The organism is Streptomyces sichuanensis, from assembly GCF_020328095.1.
Taxonomy (GTDB): domain Bacteria; phylum Actinomycetota; class Actinomycetes; order Streptomycetales; family Streptomycetaceae; genus Streptomyces; species Streptomyces cinnamoneus.
In genome coordinates this window covers 96,789-121,544 of record NZ_JAIXMK010000004.1, presented here as the reverse complement: position 1 = coordinate 121,544, position 24,756 = coordinate 96,789, and the positions used below count along the sequence as shown (strand labels likewise).

Sequence of the window (24,756 nt, the reverse complement as noted above, 5' to 3'; positions counted from 1 at the left end):
AGGGCCAGAGCCGGATCATCCTGCGGAGTACACGGCCCTGCGGTGCAAGGCGGTCGCACCACGCTTGCCCCTGGACCGGGGCCGGGCACGCCACCAGGCGCTCGCCCGGCGCCGCCTGAACGCCCTCTGGGCCCTCATCCGCGACGGCCGCACCTTCCAGACCACCCCGCCACCAAGGACAGCCAGGGTGCTGTGACGGCTCCGAAACCAAGATCAACCGGCTTGACAACCCCATTGGGAATCAATCCTGGAGCAATACCGGCGGGAACCCGATCATGTCGATGCGTACGAGGGGCATCGTGGGCTCTTTCGGATCAGCGGTGGTCAGGGCTTCAGAGAGAGCCAGGTGCCGTGGTCGGCGATGCACAGGACGGAGGTGAGGCCGGCGTCGTCGAAGGCGTGCTCGGGGGCCTCGCGGCCTTCGGTGAAGTGGGCCCAGCCGGTGTAGTGGGCGGGGATGTTGACGGGGGCTCCAAGGATGGCGGCGGCCGCGGCGGCGCGGGCGCTGCCGAGGCTGACCGGGCGCTGACGGAACTTGCCGGGGACGCGGGCGGCGCCGGCGTGCAGGACGGTCGCGTCGATGGGGCCGGTGCGGCGGGCGATCTCGGTGACGGTGCGCAGGGAGGCGTTGTCGCCGCTGACGTAGACGGTGGGCTGTCCGTCTCCGGCGAGGACGAAGCCGACGACCTGGCAGTTGACGTCGCCGTCCGCGTCCCGCTCACCGTCCTCGGGGCCGTGGACGGCCGGCACGGCGGTGATGGTCAGTTCGCCGCCGTCCGGGTGAGGTACCGCTCGACCGCCGCGGTGTACGACGACGGCGGGGCGGGCAGAGGTACGACCCGAGCGCGCGGCAACCGAAGTGCGCCCCAGCTCCCGAGTTCGGTCAGCGGTTCGATTGTCGCGCCGTCCCGCCCTTTCGGTACTGCCGCAGCAAATGCGTACGTCTCGCCCCGGCGGCCGGATTGGTCCGCCGCAGGTCGCGGTGATCACGGCAGGGGCCCTGCTGCAGAAAATCCGGTATTTGCAGCAGCAGTTGTGAATGCGTCTCCGCCATCGAGTAACCGTCCGAATGCGTTTCTGCTGTGCGGACTTGAGGGGAGTCGACTGTCAGTGCCCGGGGCCGGCACGTTTACCTGGGTCATGCCCCAGGTCCTCCGTCACGGGCAGGCACTCGGCGAGCAGGTCGACGACGTCGCGCCAGGCTCGCTGTGCGTGCTGTGGGTGGTAGCCGACGCCGGGGACCGTGGGATGGTCGACCGGCGGGTGGTGGAAGGCGTGCAAGGCGCCGCCGTAGACCGCGAGGCGCCAGTCGACGCCCGCGGCCTGCATCTCGGCGGTGAACGCGTTCCGTTGCGCGGGCGGCATGATCGGGTCTTCCGACCCGACCCCGGCCCACACCGGGCAGCGAATGCGCGCTGCCTCGCCCGGTCGGCCCGTGGTCAGTGCGTTGACTGTCGCGATCGCGCGCAGGTCGACGCCATCGCGACCGAGTTCCAGTGCGACTGCGCCCCCGGTGCCGTAGCCGACGGCGGCGATCCGGTCGGGGTCGGTCCGCGGTTCGGTGCACAGCACGTCGAGCGCCGCATGGCCGATGCCCCGCATCCGGTCGGGATCAGCGAGCAGCGGTATGCAACGGGCCAGCATATCCTCGGGGTCGCCCAAATAGCGCCCGCCGTGAAGGTCGAAGGCCAGCGCTATATATCCCAGCTCGGCGAGAGCATCGGCCCGGCGGCGCTCGACGTCGCTGAGCCCCATGCCCTCTGGTCCGAGCAGCACCGCGGGCCGGCGGTCGACACCGGCCGGGAGAGCGAGGTGCCCGATCATCGTCAAACCGTCCGCCGGGTACTCGACCGTGCGCGTCGTAATCGTCGTCATGAGACTGGACTGTAGTGATCATCGAGCCCGGTCCGGCCGCTGTTCTGCCGCTGGCAGAACAGCGCGCGTGTCCCTCTGAAATACGAGGGCCAAGTGCTCAGGGCTTCAAGATCATCTCGTTGTCCCTTTGGCGCGTACCTCGGGCAAACCCGTGCTTGAGACCGGCCGGGGGCCTGGCGTCGCCGTACCCGGGGCCGGCGTTGGTCATGTCGTCGAGCAGGACTGCGATGAACTGGGCCAAGGCGAAGGGCCCTCCGCCGCCGTACCCGTAGGTGTAACCGCCGCCTAACTGGGGAGCCGGGAATGCCGTGCCGTCCCCGGTCCGTGTCCAGCGCGAGTGCTTGCCGACCGTGGGGGCGGCCAGCGGCGAGGCGGCCGGCAGGCACTGCGGGACGATCGTTTCGATCTTCCCGTCACGGGCGCGCGGCCGGCATGTCGGTGAGCAGGTCGATGAGGATCTGCCCCTGCCCGGTGTCGCCGAGGTAGGCGGCAAGCGCGGTACGCGGGCTCGGCTGCAACCTGGATGCCCATAGCGATGCCCATAGCTGGGCATCCAGGCACGAGGCGGGATCGATGGTGACGCTGCGGGAACCGGGAACGTGCCGGCTTACGTTTCTGGTGTGCGATGTACGGCCGGGGACCGTGGCAAGCCGGCGAACCCGTCGGAGCCCTAGGGGGCGTATTGAGTTGTGATCAACGGGCGTCCTGGGTTAGGACTTTGATCCAGATCATCGAGGCGCGCAGGTGGAGTCCGGCGAGGTGGCTGTCCGGGGTCCTGTCGTATCGGGTGGCGATGCCTCGCCACGCCTTGAGCTTGTTGATCAGGCGCTCGACGGTGTTCCATTCCTTGTAGAGGTCCGTGTCGTGACTGGCAGACCGGCCGCCTCTGGCACCCTTGTTCTTCCGGTTGGCGGCCTGGTCCTTCTTCTCCGGGGATGACTGCTTTGATGCCGCGTTTGCGCAAGTGGGAGCGGGTGCGGCGAGATGAGGAGGCACGGCCTTGGGAACGTCCCACGCATCGAGCAGCCCGGTGAGATCGTCGACATGCCGAGCGAAGGAATGGGGACCCTGCCATGGGGGTCGGTCCGTGTCACGTTGGTCGTACCGGTACACAGGCGCGAGGTCCGCGACCACGGGGGCAACATCGCCCAGGTAGTCCGGCAGGCCCGGACCGCCATGGAGCAGAACCACGGCCGGCTGCCGAGCCGTATCCCCCAGCGCCATCCAGCGCAACCGCGCCTCGTCGGACATCGACACGAGGCTCTGCTTCTCGACCAACGCCACCGCCAAGAACCTACCGGCGTCACTGAGGCTCGAAGTCGGGGACGGACCAGGTCGTGATGTCGCTCGTCGGCATCATGACGCCTGAGGTCGCTGGAGTCCCTGGAGGAGGAGGGCGATCAGGCGTCGGGGGTCGTAGCGGGGGTCGTTGTCGCGCCCGATGCAGAGGTTGCCGATGCCGCGCATCAGCTCGTACGGCTGCGTGCCGGGCCTGATGTCGCCAGCCTCCACCGCGGCGTCGAGCAGTTGGGCGCAGACGGGCAGCAGGCGGTCGAGGAAGTAGGCGTGCAGCGCGGCGAAGCGGTCGCTGTCGGACTGCAGGGCGTCGGCAAGTCCGTGCTTGGTGACCAGGAAGTCGACGAAGAGGTCGATCCACTGGCGCAGCGCATCGAACGGGGAGTCGGCACTGGCCAGTAGATCCGGGCCGGCACCAGCGCATTCCTCGATCTGGTGGCGGTAGACGGCGGTGACGAGATCCGCCCGGGTCGGGAAGTGGCGGTAGATCGTGCCCATCCCGACGCCTGCCTGGGCCGCGATCTGGCGGATCGGTGCGTCGACGCCGGAGGTGATGAAGACCTCGGCGGCGGCGGTGAGCACCGTCTGCCGGTTGCGCTGGGCGTCGGTCCGCTTGCTCCGGGACGACGGCTCCCCTGCAGGGCTCTCGGTGGCCATCACGTTCTCCTCCGATACGGCTTGACAAAGCGGAGCGCTGCTCCGGATATTAAGTGGAGCAGTGTTCCGTTTCAGCTTAGTCGAAACGGCCGCTCCTGACCGTCTCGTACGCCCGCCGGTCGCAGGGGACCGGCGGGCCGCAGGCATCACCGAAGGGAACCCGCATCGTGAGCACATCCACCGCCACCACCGCCGACGCCTTGGGCACGCCCGCCCCGGTCCTGTCCTTAAGCCCCGTCGTCCTCTCCGTGCCCGGACGTCCCGTGGACCTCCAGGTGCGCGTCTCCGCACCCGAGACCGGAACCAGCCTCCCCGTCATCCTCCTCTCCCACGGCCACGGCCCCTCGAACAACCTCTCCTCGCTCAACGGCTACGCGCCGCTCGCCAACTTCTGGGCAGCACGCGGATTCGTCGTCGTCCAGCCCACCCACCTCACCTCCAGGACACTGAGCCATCTGGTCACCGACGCCCCCGGCGCACCCGACTTCTGGCGCTCCCGCGCCGAGGACATGACCCACATCCTCGACCGGCTCGACGTGATCGAGAACGCCGTGCCGCAACTCGCCGGACGGATCGACCACACCAGGGTCGCCCTCGTCGGACACTCGCTCGGCGGCTTCACCGCCGCCCTCCTGCTGGGTGCCGGGCTCACCGACCCCGACACCGGGAACGTGGTGCACCTCGTCGAGCCCCGGATCAAGGCGGGCGTACTGCTCGCCGCGCCCGGCAGGGGCGGCGACGTCCTCAACGGGCCCATGGCCGAGCAGTGGCCGATCATTGGGGCCGTCGACTTCTCCACCATGACCGCACCCGCGCTGGTGGTCGCCGGCGACAAGGACGACCCTCGGCACTTCACGGACATGGGGCCGGACTGGCACGCAGACCCCTACACCCTCGCCCCAGGCCCCAAGACCCTGCTCACCCTGTTCGACGCGGAGCATGGACTCGGCGGGATCGCCGGATACGACGCCGCCGAGACCACCGACGAGAACCCCGAGCGAGTCGCCGCCCTCGCCAGGCTCACCGCGGCCTACCTCCGCACCCAACTCCACCCCGGCGCCCCCACGTGGCAGACCACGTGCGAGGCACTGACGACCGGTCCCGACCCGGTGGGACGAGTCGAATCCAAGTAAGCCTCCCCCTGAAAAAGCACCCTCGCCGCGCGAGGCGGAAGGGGCGCATAGGGACAGTCAGCGGGCTCGTACTCGACGACCGTGTCTGGGCAGCTGACCGCCACGGTGTGAGGTGCCTCGGCATCCAGGCCCTCACACATAGTCGGCTGCCTCCGCGCTGCCCAGACTCCCGCACTGTTCGAATCACAGCCGACCGCGCACACTGCTCACACCGGTGAACAACTGCTGCTGGTACTCGTGAACAGAGCCATCCCGGGTCCGTCCGCCCGGTTCAGCTGGATCAGGCCCCAGGGGCGGGCTGGTCCCGCCCCTGTAGGGGGCCGTCGCGCTCGGCCGTCTGTTGCTGGACCAGCCACATGTCATTCTCCGGAGCGTGGCACCGGCGCATGGGGCTCGATCTCACGCCAGGGCGGCGGACCACCTAGCTGACGCCCGAGCGGCTGCTGTGAGGCGTCGAGGGACTGGCGGGTCGCGTTGCCGAGCACGGCTGCGCGGTCCACGAGGCCCCGCAGCACCTCCACCTGCAGACGCAGAAGTGGCAGGCCGAGGTCATCGGGCGCGTCACGCTTCCTGGCCGGCTAGACGGGCAGCGCGGTCAGGGCCCTGCCGCAGTTCCCTGACGGGGGCGCGTCGTGCGTAGGGGCGTAGGGCGGCGACGGTGCGGCGGAGTTCGCCGAAGGCTTGCCCGAAGTGCGGGGCGGCGGCAAGAGCCTCGTGGGCTTCGCCGAGGGTGCGGGCGGCCGACGTGTCCTTCACAGCAGCCGCAGGCTTACGCCAGTGTCAACATAGGGTGCGTTCGTGTTCCTTTTCCGCACCCGCGCCGCTTGCGCTGCCATGGTCCTGTCCACATTCTTTGTCACAGCCTGTTCTGCCACGGGAACGGACCGGGGCGACGACCCCCAGGAAACCACGCACCCCACTACCGAGGGCCCGGACGCCGAAGCCCCGGCGAACGTGCGTCGACCGAGCCCCGACGCCGTCTTCGACTACCAACTCGGCGGCGCGTACCCGCCTGCCGGCAAGGTGCGGGCTGTCTCCCGTGACCGTGAGGCCAGGCCTGCCGACGGGCTTTACAACATTTGCTACGTCAACGCCTTCCAGACGCAACCGGGCGAAGCCGTCGGTTGGTGGAAGAAGGAGCATCCGGACCTTCTCCTGAAGAACGACGATGGCCACCTGATCGTCGACAAGGACTGGGACGAACCCCTCCTGGACATCTCGACCCCGGTCAAGCGCGAAGCCCTGATGAACATCATCGGCCCATGGATCGACGGCTGCGCCGCAGCGCACTACGACGCGGTCGAGGCGGACAACCTCGACTCCTACGAGCGCTCCGACGGCAAACTCACCTCCCAGCACGCGGCCGCCTTCGCTCGTCTCCTGGCCACCCGCGCACACAAGCGGAACCTGGCCATCGGCCAGAAGAACACCACTGACCTCCTTCCCCAGCACACGCGCATCGGGTTCGACTTCGCCGTCGTCGAAGAATGCGGACGCTACAAGGAATGTGCCGAATTCAGCCGCGCCTACGGTGCCAGGGTCTTCGACATCGAGTACGGGAGGAAGGACTTCACCGCTGCTTGCCGGGCGTGGGGGAAGGAGTTGTCCATCACCCTGCGCGATCGGGAAGTCAGCCCTGCCGGTAAGCGCGGCTACGTATACGAGTCCTGCTGAACGCCTTCCGATGCGGCGCCGCGGGAGATGCTGCCCCCGGTCATGTACTGAGCCACCCGGTCCCCGTATAACCAGTCGGCCGAGCTGTTCGCGCTGCTGCTCGGCCGCCGCACGGCGCTGGGTCTCCCGCCTTCCAAGCGCCTTGCTTTCGACGACTGCCTGCGGCACCTACAGCGTCACCATGACCTACCATCAGGTCGGGCCGTACCGGGACGGCAACGACGGTCGTGATCGGGTCGAGCTCAACTCGGGCGAGCGCACCAGGACTTCCTGGGCCCGTGAAACCCGCAGTAGCCGCATCGCTGTAAGCCAGCCAAATCCTTGTTTTTGCGGTCGATGATTTGATTACCCCGATATGCCCGGTCGCGGCTCGTCTCTCGGCGGATCAGCCGCGCGGCAGCGTCTGGGTGTAGACGCTGTTGACGATCTTCTGTGCCACCTCGGCCTGCCCGGCGTCGGCCTCAACACGCACCTGGATCTCGCGCGCGCGGAGGCCCGCCGGGGTATGCGTCACGCGGATCGAGATCTCGTACCGGCCGCCCCCAGGATCCCGGACGGTGTACGACGGGTCGGGACCGGGGCCGGGCGGCTGGGTGGCGGGGCGGTCGACGATGTCGACGACCAGGGACCTGCCGCTGCACCGGAAGACGTTGTCTTTTCCCATCTGCGGCCAGCACCCGTATGAGCCCGGTGGCATCCGCACAAGAATGCTCAGCTCGGGGTGTGCCTGGATCACGGAGTGCTCGTCGGCACCCCAGACCGCGCCGTACAGCGACTGCTCGGGACGCCGGTAGCCGTCGGTGCGCGTCCGCCGCGGCAGCTTGGCCGGAGGGATGTCGGCCAGTGCGGGCCCTGCGGCACCGATCCGGTCGTCCGGGACATGGCCCGCTCGCAGTACCCACCGGGCGAGGATCTGGGCCACCGCGCTCACCCTGCCGGTCGTGGCGTATTCCTCGCTGTACGTCACCTGCGCGATCATGTGCCCGGCCCACACGGCGACCATGGCCTCCGGCGCGCCGTACGGGTCCGTGGACGGGGACACCCGCAGCAGGGCCTCGTCCCCGAGTCGCGGGAGGTCGGAGGTGGAGGTGCCCGGGATGTTCATGTAGCGCCGCATGCGCTTCCACTCGTCCTTGTCCGTCTGTCCGGGGGTTTCCCAGTCCCGGTCGAGCAACACCTCCCGCGCGGGACGGAAGGGCGACCTCTCCTCGTAGCGACAGATCGACGGTCCTCTGTCGTCCTGCACCGGGTCGGTGACCACCTGCCGCACCTGCTTCACCGGGAGCAGTTCGCACGCGGTGGGCTCGGGTTTCGGTGTGAAGTCCAGGGAGACGATCGAGGACGCCATGAGGCTCATCGACATCAGACAGCTGCTGACGGCGTACACGCCGATAAACGAGGGCGGGTGCGGCTCTTCGTGGGCGGGGCGGGCGGCCGTGCCGTCCGCGGTGACGCCGTTCGCCTCCGCGAGCCGGTTGCGCAGCTCGATGTGGCGGAAGCGGTAAAGCCCGCCGGACTGACGCAGTACGCCCCGGCGGTGCGCGTCGTCCAGGAAGGTCATCACCCGCCAGGGCAGCGTGCCGTGGAAGGAGAACCAGAGGCGGGCCACGGCCAGCCCGCCGCCGGCCGACCCCGACCATGCGCACAGCGCCCAGGCGAACAGCACGAGCGCCGCCGTCCGCAGCCAGGTGAGGGTGGTCGTCATCGCCACCTCCTTCTGCCAGATGATCACCAGCAGGAAGGTGAAGCCGAGCACCACCTCGGTCGCGGTCCGCCGACGCCGGTGCCGGACGAGAGCGAGGGGGCCGAGCACCAGCTCGGTACGGCGGTCCGCCCGCAGCAGCGCGACAGGTTCCGGCGCCTCGGCGGGATCGGCCCGGCAGTTCAGCAGGGCGAGCAAGCCCATGGACAGGCACAGCAGCAGGGCCAGAGCCGGCAGGGCCAGGGGCAGCAGCACCCAGCCGGGCCGGGTGAACACGCCGGTGAAGGCCAGTGCCGTCAACACGGCCGGCAACGACCACCGCATCCACCGCGACGCCCGCCACCACCCCTGCACCTCCTCCCGAGCCGGCACCCGCAACCGGCGCGGCGCATCGACGGCCGGAGAGCGCACCCAGTCGAGGAGCGCCGCGAGCGAGCCGAGCAGGAGCACCGCCGCCCACGGGGGCAGCGGCAGCCACTCCCGCCACCACGGATCGTCGTAACCGGTCAGTCCCACGGCGAGAGCCGCCACGCCCACCGCGAGCCCCGTTCCCGGCCAGCGCAGCCACCAGGGCACCGCCTCCGTCAACCGCCACCACGCGATGTCCTGCTCACCGCCGCGCCGCAGGTGCGCTGCGAGGTACCCGGCCCAGCGGCGGGCCTGGGCGCCGCTCCACAGGCCGCCCGCGGAGTCCTCGTAGGCGGCGGAGAGGAACGCGTCGAAGAGGTGACGCTCGACGGCGCAGGCGTCGGGAAAGCGACGGCCGTCGAGGAGGTCGCGCGGATCGGCGTGGGTCTCGCTGTAGACGAAGCGGGCCAGGCTCACCATCAGCGGCGTGCTCAGCACCGAGCGCACCACGGCGGCCTGCGGCGGCCCGGCGCCGGCGGACAGCTCGGCCAGGACGGGCGTCCACTTGGTCGGCGCGGCCGGGGCCGGACCGGTGCGCGGGGCGGTGCGCGGCAGATAGGCGCGAAGGTCGTCGATGCCCAGCGGGGTCAGCTGCACGACGGTCGCGGCCGGCAGCACCGTGGCCGCGTCGGCGACGGCGGCCTCGTACTCCTCGCTCCGGCAGGTCAGCACGAGCCGGGCCGGGGCGTTCAGGCTGCGCCGCAGCCGGGCGAGTGCCCTGGCGTGGGTGGGTGCGGGCAGTTCGTCCAGGCCGTCGAGGATCGGCAGGATCCGGCCGCTGGTGATGAGGTCGTGGGCGGTGTGGTGGGTGGGCACCGCCGAGGGGTGCAGGGCAGCCAGCCGGCGCGCCGCCCAGTGCCAGGGGTCCTGCTCGGTGGGGTTCCAGGAGGCCAGGGGCAGCAGCACGGGTACGGCCGTCAGCGGCACCCGGTCGTCCAGGAGCGCACGGGCGAGCCGCAGCGCCAGCGCCGACTTGCCCGCGCCGGGCGCGCCCAGGATCACCAGACGGCCGTTGGGGAGGGAGGTGAAGAAGTGGCCGATGGCGTCGAACCGGCCGTCCCGGTCGGGGGCCGGAGCCGGTGCGGGATCGGTGGTCGCGGGCGCGCCCAGGATGTTGGCCTCGTGGTCGCTCACTCGCGGGTCGGCGGCCGACCAGCGGACGGGGATGGGCACGGGGTCGTGGACCCGGGACTGCCGCTCGTCGCGCGCGTACTCGTCGGCGAGCGCCGCCGCGAGGTCCTCCGCCACCCGGTCGAGGTCTTCGGGCAGCGGCCCGCGGCGCGGCGCACGACGGCCCTGCCACCGCTCGGGCAGCCCCAGGAGGACGGCCGCGGACCACACCAGGCCGGTGACGGCCAGCGCGGCCCCGAGGGGGACGAAGCCTCGAGCGGCCGGTGGCGGCGCGAGGAACAGGACCAGCCCCAACGCGGCGCAGACGACCGCCGGCAGGGCCCGGCCCGGTCCGCCCCGGCCTTGCTGCTCCTCGGGACGGGGGCTCGTGAAGTGCACCTCGACCCGGTGGCCCTGCACGACGGTGTGGAACCGGCCGCCGGAGATCTCGTTGTGCACCCGGACCCCGTCGTCGCGTTCGTCCCCCGGCATGCGGCGCCCCGTGCCTAACGGCCGGGGTTCAGGGGCCCGTTGATGTCCCGTGCCTGGACAGTCGCGCCTTGGAAGGTCCCGCCGGAGATCTCGTCGCGCACCTCGCCCGTGCCGGTCCGCAGCTCCGGCAGGGCCTCGGCTCCGCGCCGCCAGGTCTCCAGGGCACGGGCGAACACCGGGTCCTGCCGGCCCCGCTCGGCCAATGCCTCGGCCGGCTCCCAGGCGCGGTCCACGCTGTGGGCCGCCTCGTCGAGCGCGACCGGCTCGCCCTCGCCGTCCGGCGTCCCCTCCGGGTCCGGCCGGCGTCCGACCAGGTTGCGCAGCGCAAACCAGATCTGCTGCCCTGCGGCACCGGCGGTGCCGTAGCCGGGAGCCACAACCAGTTCGGGTGCGATGGGGTCCACGGGTGTTCTCCCCCGTACTTCCGTACTTCGCTCGTGCACGTCGCGGCCGAGCGTAGGGCGGCGCGGGTGCCGGGTCGGTATGTCTGGCCCGGGACAACCCGTAGGGGTGAGCGATGCGAACCCGCCGGCGTTACCGCCTGGCCATCCGTCTCGATGGCCTGATGTGACAGATCCTGGTCATTGCGGCCATGACTGATCGGGCGGAATGATCAGGGCATGTTCCCACCGCACCGCGTCGTGATCGTCGCCTTTCCCGGCATCGAGCTGCTGGACGCCACCGGGCCGGCCGAGGTGTTCTCCGTTGCCTCCAGGGTTGCCGGAGCTGACCGGTCCGGCTATCTCGTGCGGATCGCGACGGCCGACGGCGCCCCGGTGACGACCTCCAGCGGCGTCCGGCTGATGGCCGACCTGGCCCTCGACGACGTGGCCGGCCCGATCGACACCCTGCTGGTGTCGGGGGCGATCGAGCTCGTCGACGGCGGCGTGGAGCCGGTGATCGATGAAGAGGTCACCGACTGGCTGCGCCGTGCGGCCCCCGAGGCCCGGCGGACCGGATCGGTCTGCGCGGGAGCGCACCTGCTGGCTGCCGCCGGTCTGCTCGACGGCCGGCCCGCCACGACCCACTGGCTCACCGCGGGCCGATTGGCCGCCGAACACCCCGGCGTCAGGGTCGATCCCGATCCGATCTTCATTCGGGACGGGCGGGTGTGGACCTGCGCCGGCGTCACCTCGGGGATGGACATGGCGCTGGCCATGGTCGCCGAGGACCACGGCCAGGACCTCGCGCTCGCGACCGCCCGGATGATGGTGATGTACGTCAAACGCTCCGGAGGACAGAGCCAGTTCAGCGTGCCGCTTTCCGTCCAGAGTTCCTCGGACGACCGGATCGACGAGCTGCGCAGGTGGATCGCCGAACACCTCACCGAGGACCTCTCCCTCGACGCCCTCGCGGCCCGCACGCACCTGAGCACGCGCCATTTCACCAGGCTGTTCCATCAGCGCACCTCCACGACACCGGCCGCCTACGTGGAGGCAGCCAGGCTGGAGGCCGCGCGGCGACTACTGGAGGACAGCGACCGGAGCCTGCCGGAGATCGCCGCCGCCAGCGGCCTCGGCTCCGTGGAGACACTGCACCGCGTCTTCCGTCGGCGGCTGGGCACCACCCCGGCCGAGTACCGCCGCCGCTTCTGACCCACACCACCCACACCGCCTGCCGGCCACCGGGCGCGCTCGCGCACCGGCCGAGCCCCGCCACGCCCGCACACGCGGCATCGACCAGCACACCTCGGAGGAGAACCGTGTCCCGCACGAAGGTCGTCCCGATCCCCGTCATGGGCCGGCACAACATCAACGCCTACCTGCTGCTCGGCCGCCGGCCGGTCATCGTCGACGCCGGCACACCCGGCAGCGGCCAGAAGATCCACGACCAGATCACCGCCCACGGCGTCGACCCCACCGACGTCTCGCTGATCGTCATCACCCACGGGCACATCGACCACTTCGGCTCCGCCGCCGAACTGCACCGGCTCACCGGAGCGCCCATCGCCGGCCACATCGCCGACCTCGGACCGTACCGCTCCGGCCGGGTCCGCGAACCCTACCTGCCCACCGGACCCATGGGGCGTCTCATGGACCGCAATCAAAAGCTCCATGCCCGGGCCGAGCCCTTCGAACCCGCCGTGCTCATCCGCGGTGAGACACGCCTGGAGGACTTCGGCCTCGCAGCGCGCATCATGCCCACCCCCGGCCACACCGCCGGATCGATATCCGTCCTCACCGACGACGGCGAGCTCGTCGCCGGCGACCTGATCGCCAACTCCTTCATGGGCCTCGTCCCCGGCAAGCCCGCCAACCCGCCCTTCCACGACGACCCCCGACAGAACCTCACCAGCCTCCGCAACATGCTCGCCCTCAACCCCACCACCCTCCACGTCGGCCACGGCACCCCACTGGACCCCGGCCGGGTACGCCGGTGGGCCGACCAGGAACACAACCGCCTCGCACGACTCGAAGCCGCCGGACGCCTCACCACGCGCAGTGAGTGACGCACCATTCCGCGACCCGGCACCGGGACGACCTCCCGGCGCCGATCGGCAACCCCAGGTGAGAGGCTGTGTCTCTACCTCGTTTGGCATCCAGCAGACGGCGGACGGTAAGGCGCCCCAAGCCCGCGTCAGGGCCTTCGTCAGCCGTCCTCGATGTCCGAGATGAGTTTGGTGCTCAGGTCGCTCTGCACCGCCAGCCGGGTGTGCCCGGCGTCCGGGCCGGTGCCCCACGTGAGCGTCACCGTGGTGAACAGATGCCCGGCACCGGAGTCGTGGTAGCGCACTTCCCAGTGGGTGGGGACAGCCTGGGCCCGCAGGACGCCGTCGGCGTGGTTGGCCTCCTCCCAGGCAGCCAGCCGCTGACGAAGATCTTCTGTGAGGTAGTGGGCGCGAAGCTCCGAGCCCAGGTCATCGGTTCCGTCGTCGACGGCGTCGATGTAGGCGCCGTAGAAGTCGGCTACCCGGTCGACCGCCGAGTCCGGGCTTCCCGCGCGGACCGCGTCGCCCGCCTGCTGGTCCGGCATGAATCCCCCTTGAGGACACCGATTTCAGATCCTTCCCTTGTCGATAATCTGCCCCCGTTCCGATAGAGATAGGCCATTAAGATGATTTAAAGCTGAAAGTGATGTTCTGGCCACCGCGCGAACTCCATGGAAGATTGAAAACGGAGTTAGCGACACGACTTCTGAACCCGGCCCACCGGCCCGTACGCCGACACCGCCAGGCCCTGTGGCCCATCAGGCCGCGGCCAGACAACTGGGCTCTCCGGCCGGGCGGAGACAGTGAGATCGGCGGGGGCGCTCGGGCGGGTTCGGGCCATGAAGCCACCTCCCCACCACCCGGGTGCAGGGTGTCCGAGTGTCGGCTGCGCTGTTCTTACGGCTTGTACGCGGTGGTGAGGAAGTCCAGGACGAGGGGGCTGGCGTGGGTGCGGAACTCCTCGAAGTAGCCGTGCCGGGCTTCGGGGATCAGGTGGAGTCGGGCGTTGGGGATGCGGTCGGTGAGCAGGTGTGCGTTGGCGGTGGGGTTGAGCAGGTCGTCGCTTCCGTGGACGACCAGGGTGGGTGCGCTGATGTCCGGCAGGATGTCCCAGGCGTCGTGCAATTTGCTGGCCGCGAGGTGGTGGCGCCGGGCGTGGGCAGGCATACCGGGGTCGCCGAGGGTGTGGTGAGGGCCGGGATGGGAGGCGAGCCATTGGGGGGTGTACATCAGCTCCAACAGGGCCTGTCGCGCGGCTCCAGGCTGAGGTTGCGCCAGGGCTTGGCGGACGTCGTTGCCCCGTTCGACGCTGTGCGGACCGCCAGGTGAGGTGCAGCCGAGGACCAGGGCACCCACCCGGTGGGGGTGCCGGGCCGCGAGCTGCTGGGCCACCCGTCCGCCCATGGACGTGCCGTAGACGTCGGCCCGGTAGATGCCGAGTTCGTCGAGGACGGCGACGACGTCCTGGGCGAACAGTTCGGTGCTGTAGGGGGTGCCGGGCTTGTCGCTGTCGCCGGTTCCGCGGTAGTCGAGCGTGAGGGTGCTGCGAGCGGGATGGAAGTCGGCGCGAATCGCGTCCCACCAGTGGTGGTTGTTGGCCTGGCCCGCCAGCAGGACCAGCGGCGTCCCCTGGCCCTGGAGCTGGTAGGCGATGCGGGTTCCGTCCGGTGTCATCGCGTGCGTCATCGGATTCCTCGCTCCCGCGTGGGATCTATCTTGGCCTGAGTGGGTGGTGAAGCCGGGGCGACCGTCAGCCTCGTCGCCACCGGTCGTGCAGGGCAACCTCATACTGCTGGTACGCAAGGGCGGCCGATGGGCCGCGATACCAACGCGCGCCCTCGGCCGACGGCCCAGGTGAGCACATGTACCAGGAGGCACTGACGAGCGCCTACAGAGCCGCAAGGGTGACGGTCGACAGGAACCCCCGGCCCTTCGCCGTCACGAACTGGGGTAGCACCGAGACGGCGAACACGCCGAGAACGGGCACATGCGTGGGCATGGGAAAAGCCCCTTCCGGGGATTGCGGCCGATGGGTGCACCACCAGACTTCGGGCGAACCGTGGAGGAGGCGTCGGACAAGGCCGAGGCGCAACTGGCCGCGCTGCTCGGCCACCTCTCCCTACGGCTGCGGATCGGAACGTTCCAGGCAGCTGCCCTGCACCTACGCCAGAGCCTGATCTTCGGTCCGCGCAAGGGGTGTCCGTACGAGCCTGCGGCCGGACTAAGACATAGCGGCCAAGAAGACGAAGGCATAGCGGCCCAAGAAGTTGATGTGGTCGAACTGGAGCGGTGAGAGGCGGGCGAGCAGCTCGTCGGTGACGGGGAAGCCGTTGGAGACCAGCTGCTTGACTGTGGCGTCGATGTAGAGGCTGTTGAACAGCACCACAGCGTTCAAGGCCAGGCCGAGCGCGTCGGGGTGCGCCCATCCGCCCTCCTGATCACTCCTGCGCCAGGCCGGACACAAGCAGTCCGGCTGTCACGCCGGGGCTGCGGCTGCCTCTCCCTGCGGGGTACGCGGGCCCGGCACCGTTGCCCGGATGGAGAGGTCCAGGTCGAGGCGGCTGTTCACGTCCGGCTCGAACCGTCCGTACGGATTCACATGGGTCCAGAACAGTGGGGAGAGCCCCCGGCGGTCCGCGGCGGTAAGCGTGTTTGCCCACTGCTCATCGGCCAGGACCTCCTGCATCACAGAGCGGCCGGACCTGTGGGCCCCGAGCATGACGCTGGAATGATCGAGGCGAAGTCCGCGGGGAGGCGCACGAGCCCGGTGCGGGACCGACGGCGACCACCAGAGCTTGCCGGCCGCGGCGCGCCGCACAGGGCTGGCCGGGTGCTCCAGGGTAGTACTGGCTTTCCCAGGAAAGACAGAGCTCTGGATCACCGTTCCGGCCGGACGCAGTGTGATCCGTAACAGCCGCCGCACCCAGCCCGCCGGGACATCCCCGGTCCGGGCACCGGTCCGGCCTCGCCGGGGCCGGACTGTGCGGCAGATCCGGGAGCATCCATGAACTACCCCGCCCTCGCCGAGCGCACCGCCGTCGTCACCGGAGCCGCCAGCGGCATCGGCGCGGCCACCGCCCGCCTCCTCGCCGCCCATGGCGCCCGCGTCGCCCTGCTCGCCCGGCGCGCCGACCGACTGGACGGGCTGGCCGCCGAACTCGCCGCCGCCGGAGGCCAGGCTCTCGCCGTCACCACCGACATCACCGACCCGGCCTCGGTCGACGCCGCCGCCAAGGCCGTCCACGATGCCTACGGCCAGGTCGACCTGGTCGTCAACAACGCCGGCGTCATGCTGCCCAATCCTCTCGCCGACGGCCGGATCGACGAGTGGACCCGCATGATCGACACCAACCTCACCGGTGCCCTGCGCGTCATCCGTGCCTTCACCCCCGACCTCACCGCGACCGCCGCGGCCGGCCGCACCGCCGACCTTGTCAACATCTCCTCCATCGCCTCTCACGTCCTGTTCCCCGACTACGCCGTCTACGGGGCCACCAAGGCCGCCGTCACCCAGCTGTCCGCCGCCTTGCGCACCGAGCTCGGGCCGCGCGACGTCCGCGTCAGCGCCGTGGAGCCGGGTCTGACCGACACCGAACTCAGCGGGCACATCGACAACCCGGTACTGCGCGAGCAGCTGGGCGGGATGTTCAGCGCGATCCCCGCCCTGACCTCCGAGGACATCGCCGACGTCATCTGCTACACCGTCAGTCGCCCCCGGCACGTCAACCTCCGCCAGTCGATCATCCTGCCCACCCGCCAGGTCTGACCTTCCCGGGCGGTCATCGCGCTTCCGACCGTCATCGCGCCCCGACCGCTGCGGCTGGGAGGCCCCGGGCGGCCGTCGTGCCGCACTCGCCCGGTGAGCCTGGTCCTGGCAGGGCCAGGCTCACCGCCGAGGCAACAGGGCACAATTCGCCCTATGAGCACAACGATCGATCTAGGGGCGTTCCTGCGCACCCGCCGCTCCCGGCTGCGCCCCGAGGACGTCGCCCTGCCCGACTTCGGCGGCCGGCGCCGGGTCGCCGGACTGCGCCGCGAGGAGATCGCCCAGCTCGCCGGCGTCAGCGTCGACTACTACATCCGCATGGAGCAGGGCCGCGCAGCCAATCCCTCCCCGGCTGTCCTCGACGCCCTCGCCCGCGCTCTGCGCCTGGATGAGGACGAGACCCGGCACCTGCACCGCCTCGCCCAGTCCCGGCCCCTCACCCGCCATGACGACCGGCCCCGGTCCGAACGGCAACAGGTACGCCCCATGCTGCGGCGGCTGCTCGACGAGCTGCGGGACGTCCCGGCGCTCGTCATGGGCCGGCGCATGGACGTCCTGGCCTGGAACACGGCCGCCTGTGCCCTGCTCGGCGACTACGCAGCCCTGGAACCCGCCGAGCGCAACATTCCCCGCATCACCTTCCTCGACCCCGCCTCCCGCGACCTCTACTCCGACTGGACCGCCTGCGCCCGCGAAAACGTCGCCTATCTCCGATGGGAAGCCGGCCGGTACCCGAACGATCCGCACCTCGCCCGCCTGATCGGCGAACTGTCCGTCAAGAGCGAGGACTTCCGCCGCTGGTGGGCCGAACACCCCGTCCAGGACAAAACGTCCGGCACCAAACACTTCCACCACCCCCTCGTTGGCGATCTCCAGCTCACCTACGAGACCCTGCGCGCCACCGACGACCCCGACCAGGCCCTGATCACCTACGCCGCTGAACCCCGCACTCCTTCCCACGACGCCCTCCGCATGCTCCTCGCCTGGAACGCGCCAACCCCCACCCCGCACACCGCCCCCGGCCGGTAACACCTCCGCAACGACTGACACAACGCCCCCGGCCCCAGGGGGCTGAAGATCCTTTAGCTTGTCTTCTGCTCGCTCGGCGTGCTCGGCACCGGGCGCAGCATGTCGTGGCGCATCGCTCGGACTTCGGCACGATCGACGCGACCGCCAGGCCGACGCGGCCGCAATGCAGGAGGTCGAGGGGATTGGTCCGGAGCGAGGCGCTTGCAGTGGTGCGGGAGGCTGCTGTCTGGGCCCGATGGGAGTGTCTGCGGGGGATTTGGCGGTTGGCCGGGGTCGTTTTCATGAGGTCGCTGTGAAGCAGGCGGATCATCTGGTCCAGGCGCAGATTGATGTGACGGCGGCGCTTGTTGCGGATATCTGAGAGTGTGTGGACGCTTGTGCCGAGCTGCCGCGCCAGGTAGGTGGCGGGCCAGCCGCGTTGGGCGAGTTGCTGCATACGGACTGCCTCGTCGGCAGCCGGGGCGTGGCCGGGCACGCGGGGTCCCGTTCGCGTAATGGGCATTGGTAAGCCGAGCAGCGCCTCTTCCGTGGGGCGGAGAATTCTGGGCGGCCGGTGTCCCTCCTCTGGCCGGAGGAGCCTGCGTACGAGTGTGTCGGCGACGCCGGGCCACACCGCGATGTCGCCGGCGGACATACCGGCCTCGCGCAGCTGGGCCCCGTGAGCAGCCGCTGGCGCGGATCCGACATGGGCCTGGCGGCCTGCAGCTCGCTCGGCCTCACGGCGGGAGCGGGCCCTGCGCGCGGCACGGAGGCACTCGGTACGGCGGCATCCGTAGTCGGCGCAGGAGGGACTGCCGTGAGGCACACGACTCCGCGTCGGACGCCGACCGAAGCCGCCAGCGTTTGCGCTACTAGGCCCTCTCTTTCGGATCACTTCGGGCGGCGTCGGGGTGCGGGGCAATGTGGCGAGCGGTCGGCCGTTCGCGGAGGGGCAGAGAGGGACACCGACGAAAGAAGGGTTCCCGCCGAGTCGTCGTCGACGGTGTCGAGTACCGCTGGCGGGTGAGCAGGAACGCCGGTGCTGCGATAGCACCTCGGCACCCTGGGCTACGCGGGTGGAGGACGCGGCCCGCCCCGGGACGGCACTCGTCGTGGAGACCGGTAGACCGGCCGTCATGGAACCGGACCCGGTGCCGGCCGAGCTCGTCCTGCCGCGCGAGGTCGCCGCGGGAATCCGGGCCGCGCGGTCGAGCGGCTGGACGCCCCGCTCCGACGGCTCACCGTTCGAGCCGCGCCTTTCCACGGCCGGCTGACCGGGACGGAGCGCCGGAGGGTCCAAGAAATGGTTTGCCGACCCGGTGGGTGTGTGTCACCGTTCGGCCTGGACCAGCAGTTGATCATCGGCGGCCGGTCGATGTCGACATGTCGGTGGCCTCTCGGGGATCCACCGGAGAGGTGACGAAACGATGGGAACCGGTGCCGTGGGGAACAGTTACGAGGACGAGTGTCGCCGGTCGTTGGCCGAGGAGCAGGCGAAGAGCCTTGCCGGGACCAACGGCTGGGAACATGTGGACAGGGAGCGGGTCCACCAGGACTGGGACGTCCTGTACCGGGAGCTCACGGCTTTCCTGGACGGCGGCTCCCTGCCCGGGGACCAGCAGATCCAGGAGCTCGTCCGCAGGCACTTCGACATCGCCTGCCGGTTCTACACCCCTTCCAGGGAGGCTTACGTCGGCATGTCGCTCTTCTACGCCGAGGACGAGGCCATGAGGGCGTTCCACGATTCCTACCACCCCGGGATGGTGGAGTTCCTGGGCGCCGCGATCAAGGTGTTCGCCGAGCAGGGGAGCGGGTTCGCCCCCAGCGCAGGGGCCGAGGCTTCGGCGTAGTCGGGCGACACGGGCCAGGACATGCATGGGCGGGTGCGCCCGGACCGGGGGCCGGGCGCACCCGCCGAGGGGTGGATCGGGTTCAGGCCCGGGGGCTGCGACAGCCCCCCGCACAGCTGGCCACGGACTCGTCCGCGGCATGGCCGGGGGCGCGGGCAGCGCCCTCATCACCAGCGCGATCTGATGGACCCAACACCGATGACACCCTCTTGCGTCCCCGGCCCGCCGGCCGGGGACGCACAGGCTCACCGCGGCGGCAGGTTCGCCGCCCTCAACACTCGGCGCAACGCTGTTCCGGAGAGGTACCCCAGGTGACGTGCGGAAACGCAGGCTTGGGATGCTTGGTCCGCACGGCTTTTGAAGCGATTCGAGGGGGCCGAGATGCGCTGGCGTGCGGTTGTGGCGATATGTGCGCTGGTAGTCGCCACATCGGTCACGAGCACCGGGTGCGCTTGCTACTTCGAGTGCGGCACCGAGGGCGACCGGCCGGCCGGTCTCACCAACCAGGACATGGTCGGCACTTACAAGGCCGACCCGTTCGCGACCGTCACGCTCCGCGGTGACGGAACGTTCAGCGCGAGCGACTGGCCGGAGTTCAACTACCCGAACAAGCCGAAGCACACCGGCGGCGCCACCCTTGCCGCCATCACGCACTCGCACACCCCTTTCGAGCAGTACCACGCTCTACGACTTGCGGCGCAGAGGGTCGACCTGCTCGACGCTGACCAGGCCAGGAGATTGGCTGAAGCGGTAGAGGCGCAGAACTTCGGGCCGGACGGGGAACGTGAGCTGCTTGGCGAGGACATCCTGCGGAAGGTGCGCGGGCGCTCACAGAAGCGGTGACAGGATTGACCAAACGGGGCTTCGGGCGGCTAAGTGTGCATGACTACCGGTTCGGCTGAGGCTGACCACGGGCCGGTATTCCCGCCCAGCACCCCGCGTACACCCCGGCTCGCCTGGCGCAGCCTCCCGTTTTGAGGCTCGTCTGGTGGGTGAAAGGGAGCGGGCTCCCGTCGGTGCCCTAGGTCAGGGGTGTGCGGACCTGGTTGCGTATGGCGAGGGTCTGCGTGGCGAGTTCGTCGAAGCCGGCGGAGGCGGCGGAGCCGACGGCGGAGACGGTGCCCACCGTGCTGTGGTCACCCCAGCCGCACACGGCTGTGGAGCGGGTCGTGCCGGAGCGGACGACCTCGTACCTCTCGCAGGTGACAGCCTGGTCGGCGCCGGGCGGGGTGACCTCCCTGGGCGGTGAGGTGACCGTGACGCCCGGCGTCTCGTTCATACCGGCGAACGTCGATGCAAGTGAGCTTGCAGGGTTGACGATGTCGCCGTAGAAGCCGGAGACGAGAAGCAGCTGCGTCCCGTCGGGGGCAGCGGCAGCGGAGTACCAGGCGCCGGCCCCCTTGATCTCCCGCTCGTCGGCGCTGCTTCTGCCACCCGCTCCGCTCACGATGCCCTGGTCCACCTCCCGGCTGATGTCCTCGTTCAGGGTGTAGCGCCCGCCCAGGAGGGAGGACGGCAGGGTGAGCCGGTACCGTCCGGAAGAGGAGCTCGTCGGGGCCGAGGGCTCACCGCCGGTTGTACGTCCGGGATCAGAAGCCGATGCCCGGGGCACGGTGTCGTGGCCCGAGCCGGTGTGGGCCATGCGCCCCAGGGCGCCCAGCGTGAGCACGGACCCCACGACGATGGCGGTGATCGCGAGCGGCCCCAGGCGCCGCCGGGGCACGGGCGCCATAGGCGGCGCACCCCACGCTCCCGGCTGCGGGTACACCGGCTGCTGGGGATGGAACTGGGGCGGCTGCGGCGCCCCGTACGGCTGCTGCGGGGGCTGGGGCGGCGGCATCGTCACGGAATCCAACTTCCTCTCAAGGACCGCGTCCACGTGCATCGGTCACGCGTTCGCCCCCGAACGGTACGGCCGGAACGACGACGCACACATGAGCACACATACTCAGCCGGACCCCGCTCACACCCCCAAACAACACCCGAGTAGGGCCCTGTCCCATTCGCCCCACCATGAAATTCAGCCACGCCTCTGTTGCATGGCTGGATGGCCCAGGTTGGCGAGGACCCGGTCAATCTCAAAGGCGCCGCCCAGCACCGTCAGGTCGACCGTCGCGCGGGCGCGCTTGGCCTGCTCGGTGCCGTACTCGGTCCCCAGCGGACGGAAGCTCGCGCCGCGCTCGGTGACGAGACGGGTGTATCTGTACGTCAGGGTGGCGCCGCCGCCGACCGGGTTCACGACGTCGTCGAACGCCATGTTGTCCAGTAGCCACGAGCTTTTGCTTGGGGCGTGATCCGATGCCCGCCGCCATCGGGGATGTTGCCGAGCTTCTTGATGTCGACGTGGACCAGTTCACCCGGGCGTGACCGCTCGTAGCGGCGGATGATCTGGCCGGTGGGTCGGTCCAGCCAGCGCAGACGGTTCAGGTTGTGCCGGGTCAGGACTCGGTGGACGGTCGAGGTGGGCAGTCCCAGAATCGGGCCGGTCCTCGCTGGGCCGAGTTTTCGCTCGCGCCGCAGCTCGCAGATGCGGGTCTCGGTATCGGCGGGGGTGCGGTGGGGAGTGGTCCGTGGCCGACTGGAGCGGTCGTGCAGGCCAGCGTCGCCTTCGGCTTTCCAGCGGCGGACCCACTTGTGGGCTGTAGCGCGGGAGATGCCCATCTCGGCGGCCACATGGGCGACGGGCCTGCCGGCTCGGACTCGGTCGATGAGGAGCCGTCTGCCGTGGACGGACAGCCGGGCGTTGGGGTGGGACAAGAAGACCTCTGCGGTGATGTATGGGCTGGGCGCCACCGCCGACCTCGATCAAGCCGTCTGACCCCGTCCCGGGGGCCTCGTGAGGGCTGCAGACGAGACGCGTGAAACCGGGTTGTTTGCGTCGCTGTTGTAGCGGCGGTGGAGACTTGCGCCGTCGTGCGTCACCCTCGGGCCGTTCAGGCGGCCCGAGGGTGCCATGGGTTCAGTTCACGTGCTTGTCGAACCACTCGACCAGCTGCTCGGGGTGCTCGGAGACGTAGTTGTAGCCGTCCCAGCGCCGGGTGCTGCCCTCGATCCAGAACAGCTTCTTGTCGCCTACGGGAACGGCGTCGAAGATCGCCTGCACGTCGGAGGGCTTGGTCAGTGCGTCGTCATGCACCTGGGTGATGAAGGTGGGCACCTGGCAGTTCTTGGCGTACTCGATCGGCGACACCTCGTCGATGGTGAAGCTGAGGTTCAGTTCCACCTCCCGGTCCACGGCCTCGAACTGGTCCGCGATCCCCATCGCCTCAAGGTTGCGCTCGACCATCGCGCGCATCGAGATCGGCTGGATGGCGACCAGGGCGTGCACGTCCTCGAAGAGCTCCGGATGCCGGGTCATCGCCATGAACGTGGCGTTGGCGCCCATGCAGCGGCTGAGCAGGCCCACCTTCATGGTGGCCGCGTCGGGGCGGGATTTGGCGTACCGCAGCGAGCCGGCCACGTCGCGGGACTCGAATTGGCCCCAGGTGAAGATGAAGCCGTTGGCGTCGCCGCTCTGGCCGTGGTTGCGTGCGTCGTAGGTCAGCACGTTGTAGCCGGCCTCATGCAGGTGCTGGTACTCCCGCATGTAGTGGACCTCGATGGTGTTGCCAGGGACGAACTGCCACGGGGGCAGGTGCGAGGGGAAGCCGTAGCGGTTCATGGGCATCGGGTGGTTGGCGATGATCAGCTTGTCCGAGCCCGGGCAGGGGATCCACCACGCTTCCAGCGAGGTGCCATCCAGGGACGGGAACGTGACGTCCTCGTACGCCATCCCGTACTCGTCCGGCGTGTGCAGGATCGGCGCACGCACCGGGCTGCTGAGGCCCTTCGCCAGACCCTTGACCATCTCCGGAATATCTGCCATCACAGTATCTCTTTCTCTTTCTCTTTCTGTTTCTTGGTGAGATCGTCTGGTATTTCCTTCGGCTATAAGAACGTAACTTTCGGGCTAGGGAGAAGCTACTGGTGAAAGGTGTACTGGCAGGGCACCCCTCCTTCCCGGATGGCTCCGAGATGTCGCCCTAATCTGGAAACCGTGGACAATGCAGCCGAGACCCGGGAGTTTCTGACCTCCCGCCGCGCCAGGATCAGCCCGCAGCAGGTGGGGCTGCCCGCCCATGGCCCCCGTCGGGTGCCGGGACTGCGGCGCGCCGAGGTCGCGCAGCTCGCTGGGGTCAGCGTCGAGTACTACTCGCGGCTGGAGCGCGGTGACCTGTCCGGAGTGTCGGGCCAGGTCCTTGACGCCCTCGCTCGGGCGCTGCGGCTGAGTGAGGACGACCGCACCCATCTGGAGGATCTTGCTCGCGCCGCCGGTCCGGGACGTCGACGCCGACGCCGGCCAGCCGCCGCCTCGGTGCGGCCGAGCCTGCAGCACGTCCTGGACTCCATGGCCTGCCCGGCGTTCGTCCTGAACGGCCGTGGTGACGTCCTGGCCGCCAACAGCCTCGGCCGTGCCCTGTACGCTCCGATGATCGAAGCTGCCGGGGGCGTCACCCCCAACCATGGCCGGTTCATATTCCTGGACCCCCGCTCCCGCCAGTTCTGGGGCGACTGGGAAAGCGCCGCCGACAACCTGGTCGCTCTCCTGCACGCCCAGGCCGGCCGCGACCCCTACGACAAGGACCTCACCGACCTCATTGGTGAGCTGTCCACCCGCAGTGACGATTTCCGTACCCGCTGGGCCGGCCACGACGTCCGCCAGTACCACCAGGGTGCCAAAGCCATCCACCACCCCGTGGTCGGCACTCTTCACCTCGCCTACGAATCCTTCGACCTGCCCGCCGACGGCCTCATCATGTTCGCCTACAGCGCCGAGCCGGGCAGCGACTCCGAAGACGCGCTGCGCATCCTGGCCAGCTGGGCCTCCGACCACGTCCCCGAGCCAGCCGATCGCTCCCCTGACGGGACGGGCAACGTCCAGCAGCCGGTGCCCGGCGAGACGCCCCCCGCGCCGCCGACCAGCCGTCACCCGTGACGGCGGAGCAGCGACCACCAGGAGAGGGCGGGAACGATGCACCGCATGGTGTTCACAGCCCCGCCGGCCACCCCTGACCGGCGCTGCCCCGGCGACCACCACCTCGCCGCTGCTGTCGCAACGTGCCTTCGTCCGGACCAACTCGGTTGGGGCGAAGGCACGTTAGCCTTCGTCGGTGATCCAGGGCTTTCCCGGCAGATACATGGACTTCGCCGCACCTGGCCAGGAAGGCGACAGGCCCTGACTACCGTCCTGTATGCGACCTCTACGCCCAGCCTCCGCTCGACGACACCGTCCCACACCGCGACTGGCTCCTCGTCGGAGAGAACCTGACTGGCGCGCCTGGTTGGATCCCGATCACTGTCAACAACGCTCGTGGTCA

Annotated in this window: 24 protein-coding genes and 2 pseudogenes; 11 read left to right on the top strand and 15 right to left on the bottom strand. The window is 69.9% G+C overall.

Annotated elements, in window-relative coordinates; translation table 11 throughout:
• The first annotated feature begins 64 nt into the window (after positions 1-64).
• Positions 65-196 carry a hypothetical protein gene (locus LE181_RS32055; protein WP_263868319.1) on the top strand — a complete coding sequence of 44 codons (132 nt, stop codon included), beginning with the start codon at positions 65-67 and terminating at the stop codon, positions 194-196.
• Between the two features lie 128 nt (positions 197-324).
• On the opposite strand, the gene LE181_RS02370 is transcribed toward LE181_RS32055, so the two are convergent.
• From LE181_RS02370 to LE181_RS02355, 4 genes and pseudogenes are all read right to left on the bottom strand, one after another.
• On the bottom strand, positions 325-990 hold the full coding sequence (locus LE181_RS02370; RefSeq protein ID WP_372458217.1) for an MBL fold metallo-hydrolase: 666 nt from the start codon (positions 988-990) through the stop codon (positions 325-327).
• A gap of 117 nt (positions 991-1,107) precedes the next feature.
• A complete protein-coding gene (locus LE181_RS02365) occupies positions 1,108-1,875 on the bottom strand; it encodes a dienelactone hydrolase family protein (protein ID WP_225659189.1) in 768 nt (255 codons plus the stop codon).
• 693 nt (positions 1,876-2,568) lie between these two features.
• Positions 2,569-2,872: pseudogene (locus LE181_RS02360) on the bottom strand (IS5/IS1182 family transposase); the annotation flags it as partial.
• 359 nt (positions 2,873-3,231) lie between these two features.
• Positions 3,232-3,828, bottom strand: coding sequence for a TetR/AcrR family transcriptional regulator (locus tag LE181_RS02355; RefSeq protein ID WP_225659188.1), 597 nt, complete (start codon positions 3,826-3,828; stop codon positions 3,232-3,234).
• Positions 3,829-3,995: 167 nt separating this feature from the next.
• Between LE181_RS02355 and LE181_RS02350 the strand changes: the two genes are divergently transcribed.
• On the top strand, positions 3,996-4,961 hold the full coding sequence (locus tag LE181_RS02350; RefSeq protein ID WP_225659187.1) for an alpha/beta hydrolase family protein: 966 nt from the start codon (positions 3,996-3,998) through the stop codon (positions 4,959-4,961).
• A gap of 561 nt (positions 4,962-5,522) precedes the next feature.
• Here the strand turns inward: LE181_RS02350 and LE181_RS02345 are convergent.
• Positions 5,523-5,717, bottom strand: coding sequence for a hypothetical protein (locus LE181_RS02345; protein ID WP_225659186.1), 195 nt, complete (start codon positions 5,715-5,717; stop codon positions 5,523-5,525).
• A gap of 78 nt (positions 5,718-5,795) precedes the next feature.
• Here LE181_RS02345 and LE181_RS02340 point away from each other — a divergent pair, with 78 nt between their 5' ends.
• Positions 5,796-6,635, top strand: a complete 840-nt coding sequence (locus LE181_RS02340) for an endo alpha-1,4 polygalactosaminidase (RefSeq protein ID WP_263868353.1) — start codon at positions 5,796-5,798, stop codon at positions 6,633-6,635.
• 385 nt (positions 6,636-7,020) lie between these two features.
• Here LE181_RS02340 and LE181_RS02335 read toward each other — a convergent pair whose 3' ends face one another.
• Both LE181_RS02335 and LE181_RS02330 read right to left on the bottom strand, forming a co-directional pair.
• A complete protein-coding gene (locus tag LE181_RS02335) occupies positions 7,021-10,347 on the bottom strand; it encodes an NACHT domain-containing protein (protein WP_225659184.1) in 3,327 nt (1,108 codons plus the stop codon).
• Positions 10,348-10,361: 14 nt separating this feature from the next.
• Positions 10,362-10,751, bottom strand: a complete 390-nt coding sequence (locus LE181_RS02330; RefSeq protein WP_225659183.1) for a hypothetical protein — start codon at positions 10,749-10,751, stop codon at positions 10,362-10,364.
• Positions 10,752-10,967: 216 nt separating this feature from the next.
• Between LE181_RS02330 and LE181_RS02325 the strand changes: the two genes are divergently transcribed.
• The gene (locus tag LE181_RS02325) at positions 10,968-11,942 is read left to right on the top strand and encodes a GlxA family transcriptional regulator (protein WP_225659182.1); all 975 of its coding nucleotides are present in this window, start codon (positions 10,968-10,970) and stop codon (positions 11,940-11,942) included.
• A 107-nt stretch (positions 11,943-12,049) separates the two neighbouring features.
• Positions 12,050-12,796, top strand: a complete 747-nt coding sequence (locus LE181_RS02320; RefSeq protein ID WP_225659181.1) for an MBL fold metallo-hydrolase — start codon at positions 12,050-12,052, stop codon at positions 12,794-12,796.
• A 140-nt stretch (positions 12,797-12,936) separates the two neighbouring features.
• Here LE181_RS02320 and LE181_RS02315 read toward each other — a convergent pair whose 3' ends face one another.
• The 4 genes from LE181_RS02315 to LE181_RS02300 all read right to left on the bottom strand — a co-directional run bounded on the left by LE181_RS02315 (position 12,937) and on the right by LE181_RS02300 (position 15,239).
• Entirely contained in the window at positions 12,937-13,320 is a 384-nt protein-coding gene (locus LE181_RS02315) for a hypothetical protein (RefSeq protein ID WP_225659180.1), read from the bottom strand.
• A gap of 352 nt (positions 13,321-13,672) precedes the next feature.
• Complete coding sequence (locus LE181_RS02310) at positions 13,673-14,461, bottom strand: alpha/beta fold hydrolase (protein ID WP_225659179.1); 789 nt, start codon at positions 14,459-14,461, stop codon at positions 13,673-13,675.
• 202 nt (positions 14,462-14,663) lie between these two features.
• Entirely contained in the window at positions 14,664-14,888 is a 225-nt protein-coding gene (locus tag LE181_RS02305) for a hypothetical protein (RefSeq protein ID WP_225659178.1), read from the bottom strand.
• 108 nt (positions 14,889-14,996) lie between these two features.
• Positions 14,997-15,239 (bottom strand): Tn3 family transposase, encoded by a 243-nt coding sequence (locus LE181_RS02300; RefSeq protein ID WP_225659177.1) that lies wholly within the window; start codon positions 15,237-15,239, stop codon positions 14,997-14,999.
• 540 nt (positions 15,240-15,779) lie between these two features.
• Here LE181_RS02300 and LE181_RS02295 point away from each other — a divergent pair.
• The 5 genes from LE181_RS02295 (at position 15,780) to LE181_RS02275 (ending at position 20,242) form a co-directional block, all read left to right on the top strand.
• Positions 15,780-16,541 carry an SDR family oxidoreductase gene (locus tag LE181_RS02295; RefSeq protein WP_225659176.1) on the top strand — a complete coding sequence of 254 codons (762 nt, stop codon included), beginning with the start codon at positions 15,780-15,782 and terminating at the stop codon, positions 16,539-16,541.
• A gap of 153 nt (positions 16,542-16,694) precedes the next feature.
• A complete protein-coding gene (locus tag LE181_RS02290) occupies positions 16,695-17,570 on the top strand; it encodes a helix-turn-helix transcriptional regulator (protein ID WP_225659175.1) in 876 nt (291 codons plus the stop codon).
• A gap of 1,115 nt (positions 17,571-18,685) precedes the next feature.
• Complete coding sequence (locus LE181_RS02285) at positions 18,686-18,823, top strand: hypothetical protein (RefSeq protein ID WP_225659174.1); 138 nt, start codon at positions 18,686-18,688, stop codon at positions 18,821-18,823.
• Between the two features lie 168 nt (positions 18,824-18,991).
• Positions 18,992-19,399 carry a TipAS antibiotic-recognition domain-containing protein gene (locus tag LE181_RS02280; protein WP_225659173.1) on the top strand — a complete coding sequence of 136 codons (408 nt, stop codon included), beginning with the start codon at positions 18,992-18,994 and terminating at the stop codon, positions 19,397-19,399.
• 381 nt (positions 19,400-19,780) lie between these two features.
• The gene (locus LE181_RS02275) at positions 19,781-20,242 is read left to right on the top strand and encodes a hypothetical protein (RefSeq protein ID WP_225659172.1); all 462 of its coding nucleotides are present in this window, start codon (positions 19,781-19,783) and stop codon (positions 20,240-20,242) included.
• A gap of 178 nt (positions 20,243-20,420) precedes the next feature.
• On the opposite strand, the gene LE181_RS02270 is transcribed toward LE181_RS02275, so the two are convergent.
• The 4 genes and pseudogenes from LE181_RS02270 to LE181_RS02255 all read right to left on the bottom strand — a co-directional run bounded on the left by LE181_RS02270 (position 20,421) and on the right by LE181_RS02255 (position 23,264).
• Entirely contained in the window at positions 20,421-21,131 is a 711-nt protein-coding gene (locus LE181_RS02270; RefSeq protein ID WP_225659171.1) for a hypothetical protein, read from the bottom strand.
• A gap of 288 nt (positions 21,132-21,419) precedes the next feature.
• Positions 21,420-21,656: a hypothetical protein gene (locus tag LE181_RS02265; protein ID WP_225659170.1), complete on the bottom strand. Its 237-nt coding sequence runs from the start codon at positions 21,654-21,656 to the stop codon at positions 21,420-21,422.
• 11 nt (positions 21,657-21,667) lie between these two features.
• A pseudogene (locus LE181_RS02260) lies at positions 21,668-22,156 on the bottom strand (helix-turn-helix domain-containing protein); the annotation flags it as partial.
• Positions 22,157-22,358: 202 nt separating this feature from the next.
• Entirely contained in the window at positions 22,359-23,264 is a 906-nt protein-coding gene (locus tag LE181_RS02255) for an alpha/beta hydrolase family protein (protein WP_225659169.1), read from the bottom strand.
• Between the two features lie 171 nt (positions 23,265-23,435).
• On the opposite strand from LE181_RS02255, the gene LE181_RS02250 reads away from it, so the two are divergent.
• Positions 23,436-24,374, top strand: coding sequence for a helix-turn-helix domain-containing protein (locus tag LE181_RS02250; RefSeq protein WP_225659168.1), 939 nt, complete (start codon positions 23,436-23,438; stop codon positions 24,372-24,374).
• Positions 24,375-24,756: the final 382 nt, after the last annotated feature.

Bases quoted from the DNA above. Each gene is read 5' to 3' on its own strand.
- LE181_RS02365 (WP_225659189.1), bottom strand. From the start codon at position 1,875: ATGACGACGATTACGACGCGCACGGTCGAGTACCCGGCGGACGGTTTG.
- LE181_RS02355 (WP_225659188.1), bottom strand. From the start codon at position 3,828: ATGGCCACCGAGAGCCCTGCAGGGGAGCCGTCGTCCCGGAGCAAGCGG.
- LE181_RS02340 (WP_263868353.1), top strand. From the start codon at position 5,796: ATGGTCCTGTCCACATTCTTTGTCACAGCCTGTTCTGCCACGGGAACG.
- LE181_RS02335 (WP_225659184.1), bottom strand. From the start codon at position 10,347: ATGCCGGGGGACGAACGCGACGACGGGGTCCGGGTGCACAACGAGATC.
- LE181_RS02325 (WP_225659182.1), top strand. From the start codon at position 10,968: ATGTTCCCACCGCACCGCGTCGTGATCGTCGCCTTTCCCGGCATCGAG.
- LE181_RS02315 (WP_225659180.1), bottom strand. From the start codon at position 13,320: ATGCCGGACCAGCAGGCGGGCGACGCGGTCCGCGCGGGAAGCCCGGAC.
- LE181_RS02310 (WP_225659179.1), bottom strand. From the start codon at position 14,461: ATGACGCACGCGATGACACCGGACGGAACCCGCATCGCCTACCAGCTC.
- LE181_RS02295 (WP_225659176.1), top strand. From the start codon at position 15,780: ATGAACTACCCCGCCCTCGCCGAGCGCACCGCCGTCGTCACCGGAGCC.
- LE181_RS02290 (WP_225659175.1), top strand. From the start codon at position 16,695: ATGAGCACAACGATCGATCTAGGGGCGTTCCTGCGCACCCGCCGCTCC.
- LE181_RS02285 (WP_225659174.1), top strand. From the start codon at position 18,686: ATGGAACCGGACCCGGTGCCGGCCGAGCTCGTCCTGCCGCGCGAGGTC.
- LE181_RS02275 (WP_225659172.1), top strand. From the start codon at position 19,781: ATGCGCTGGCGTGCGGTTGTGGCGATATGTGCGCTGGTAGTCGCCACA.
- LE181_RS02270 (WP_225659171.1), bottom strand. From the start codon at position 21,131: ATGGCGCCCGTGCCCCGGCGGCGCCTGGGGCCGCTCGCGATCACCGCC.
- LE181_RS02265 (WP_225659170.1), bottom strand. From the start codon at position 21,656: ATGGCGTTCGACGACGTCGTGAACCCGGTCGGCGGCGGCGCCACCCTG.
- LE181_RS02255 (WP_225659169.1), bottom strand. From the start codon at position 23,264: ATGGCAGATATTCCGGAGATGGTCAAGGGTCTGGCGAAGGGCCTCAGC.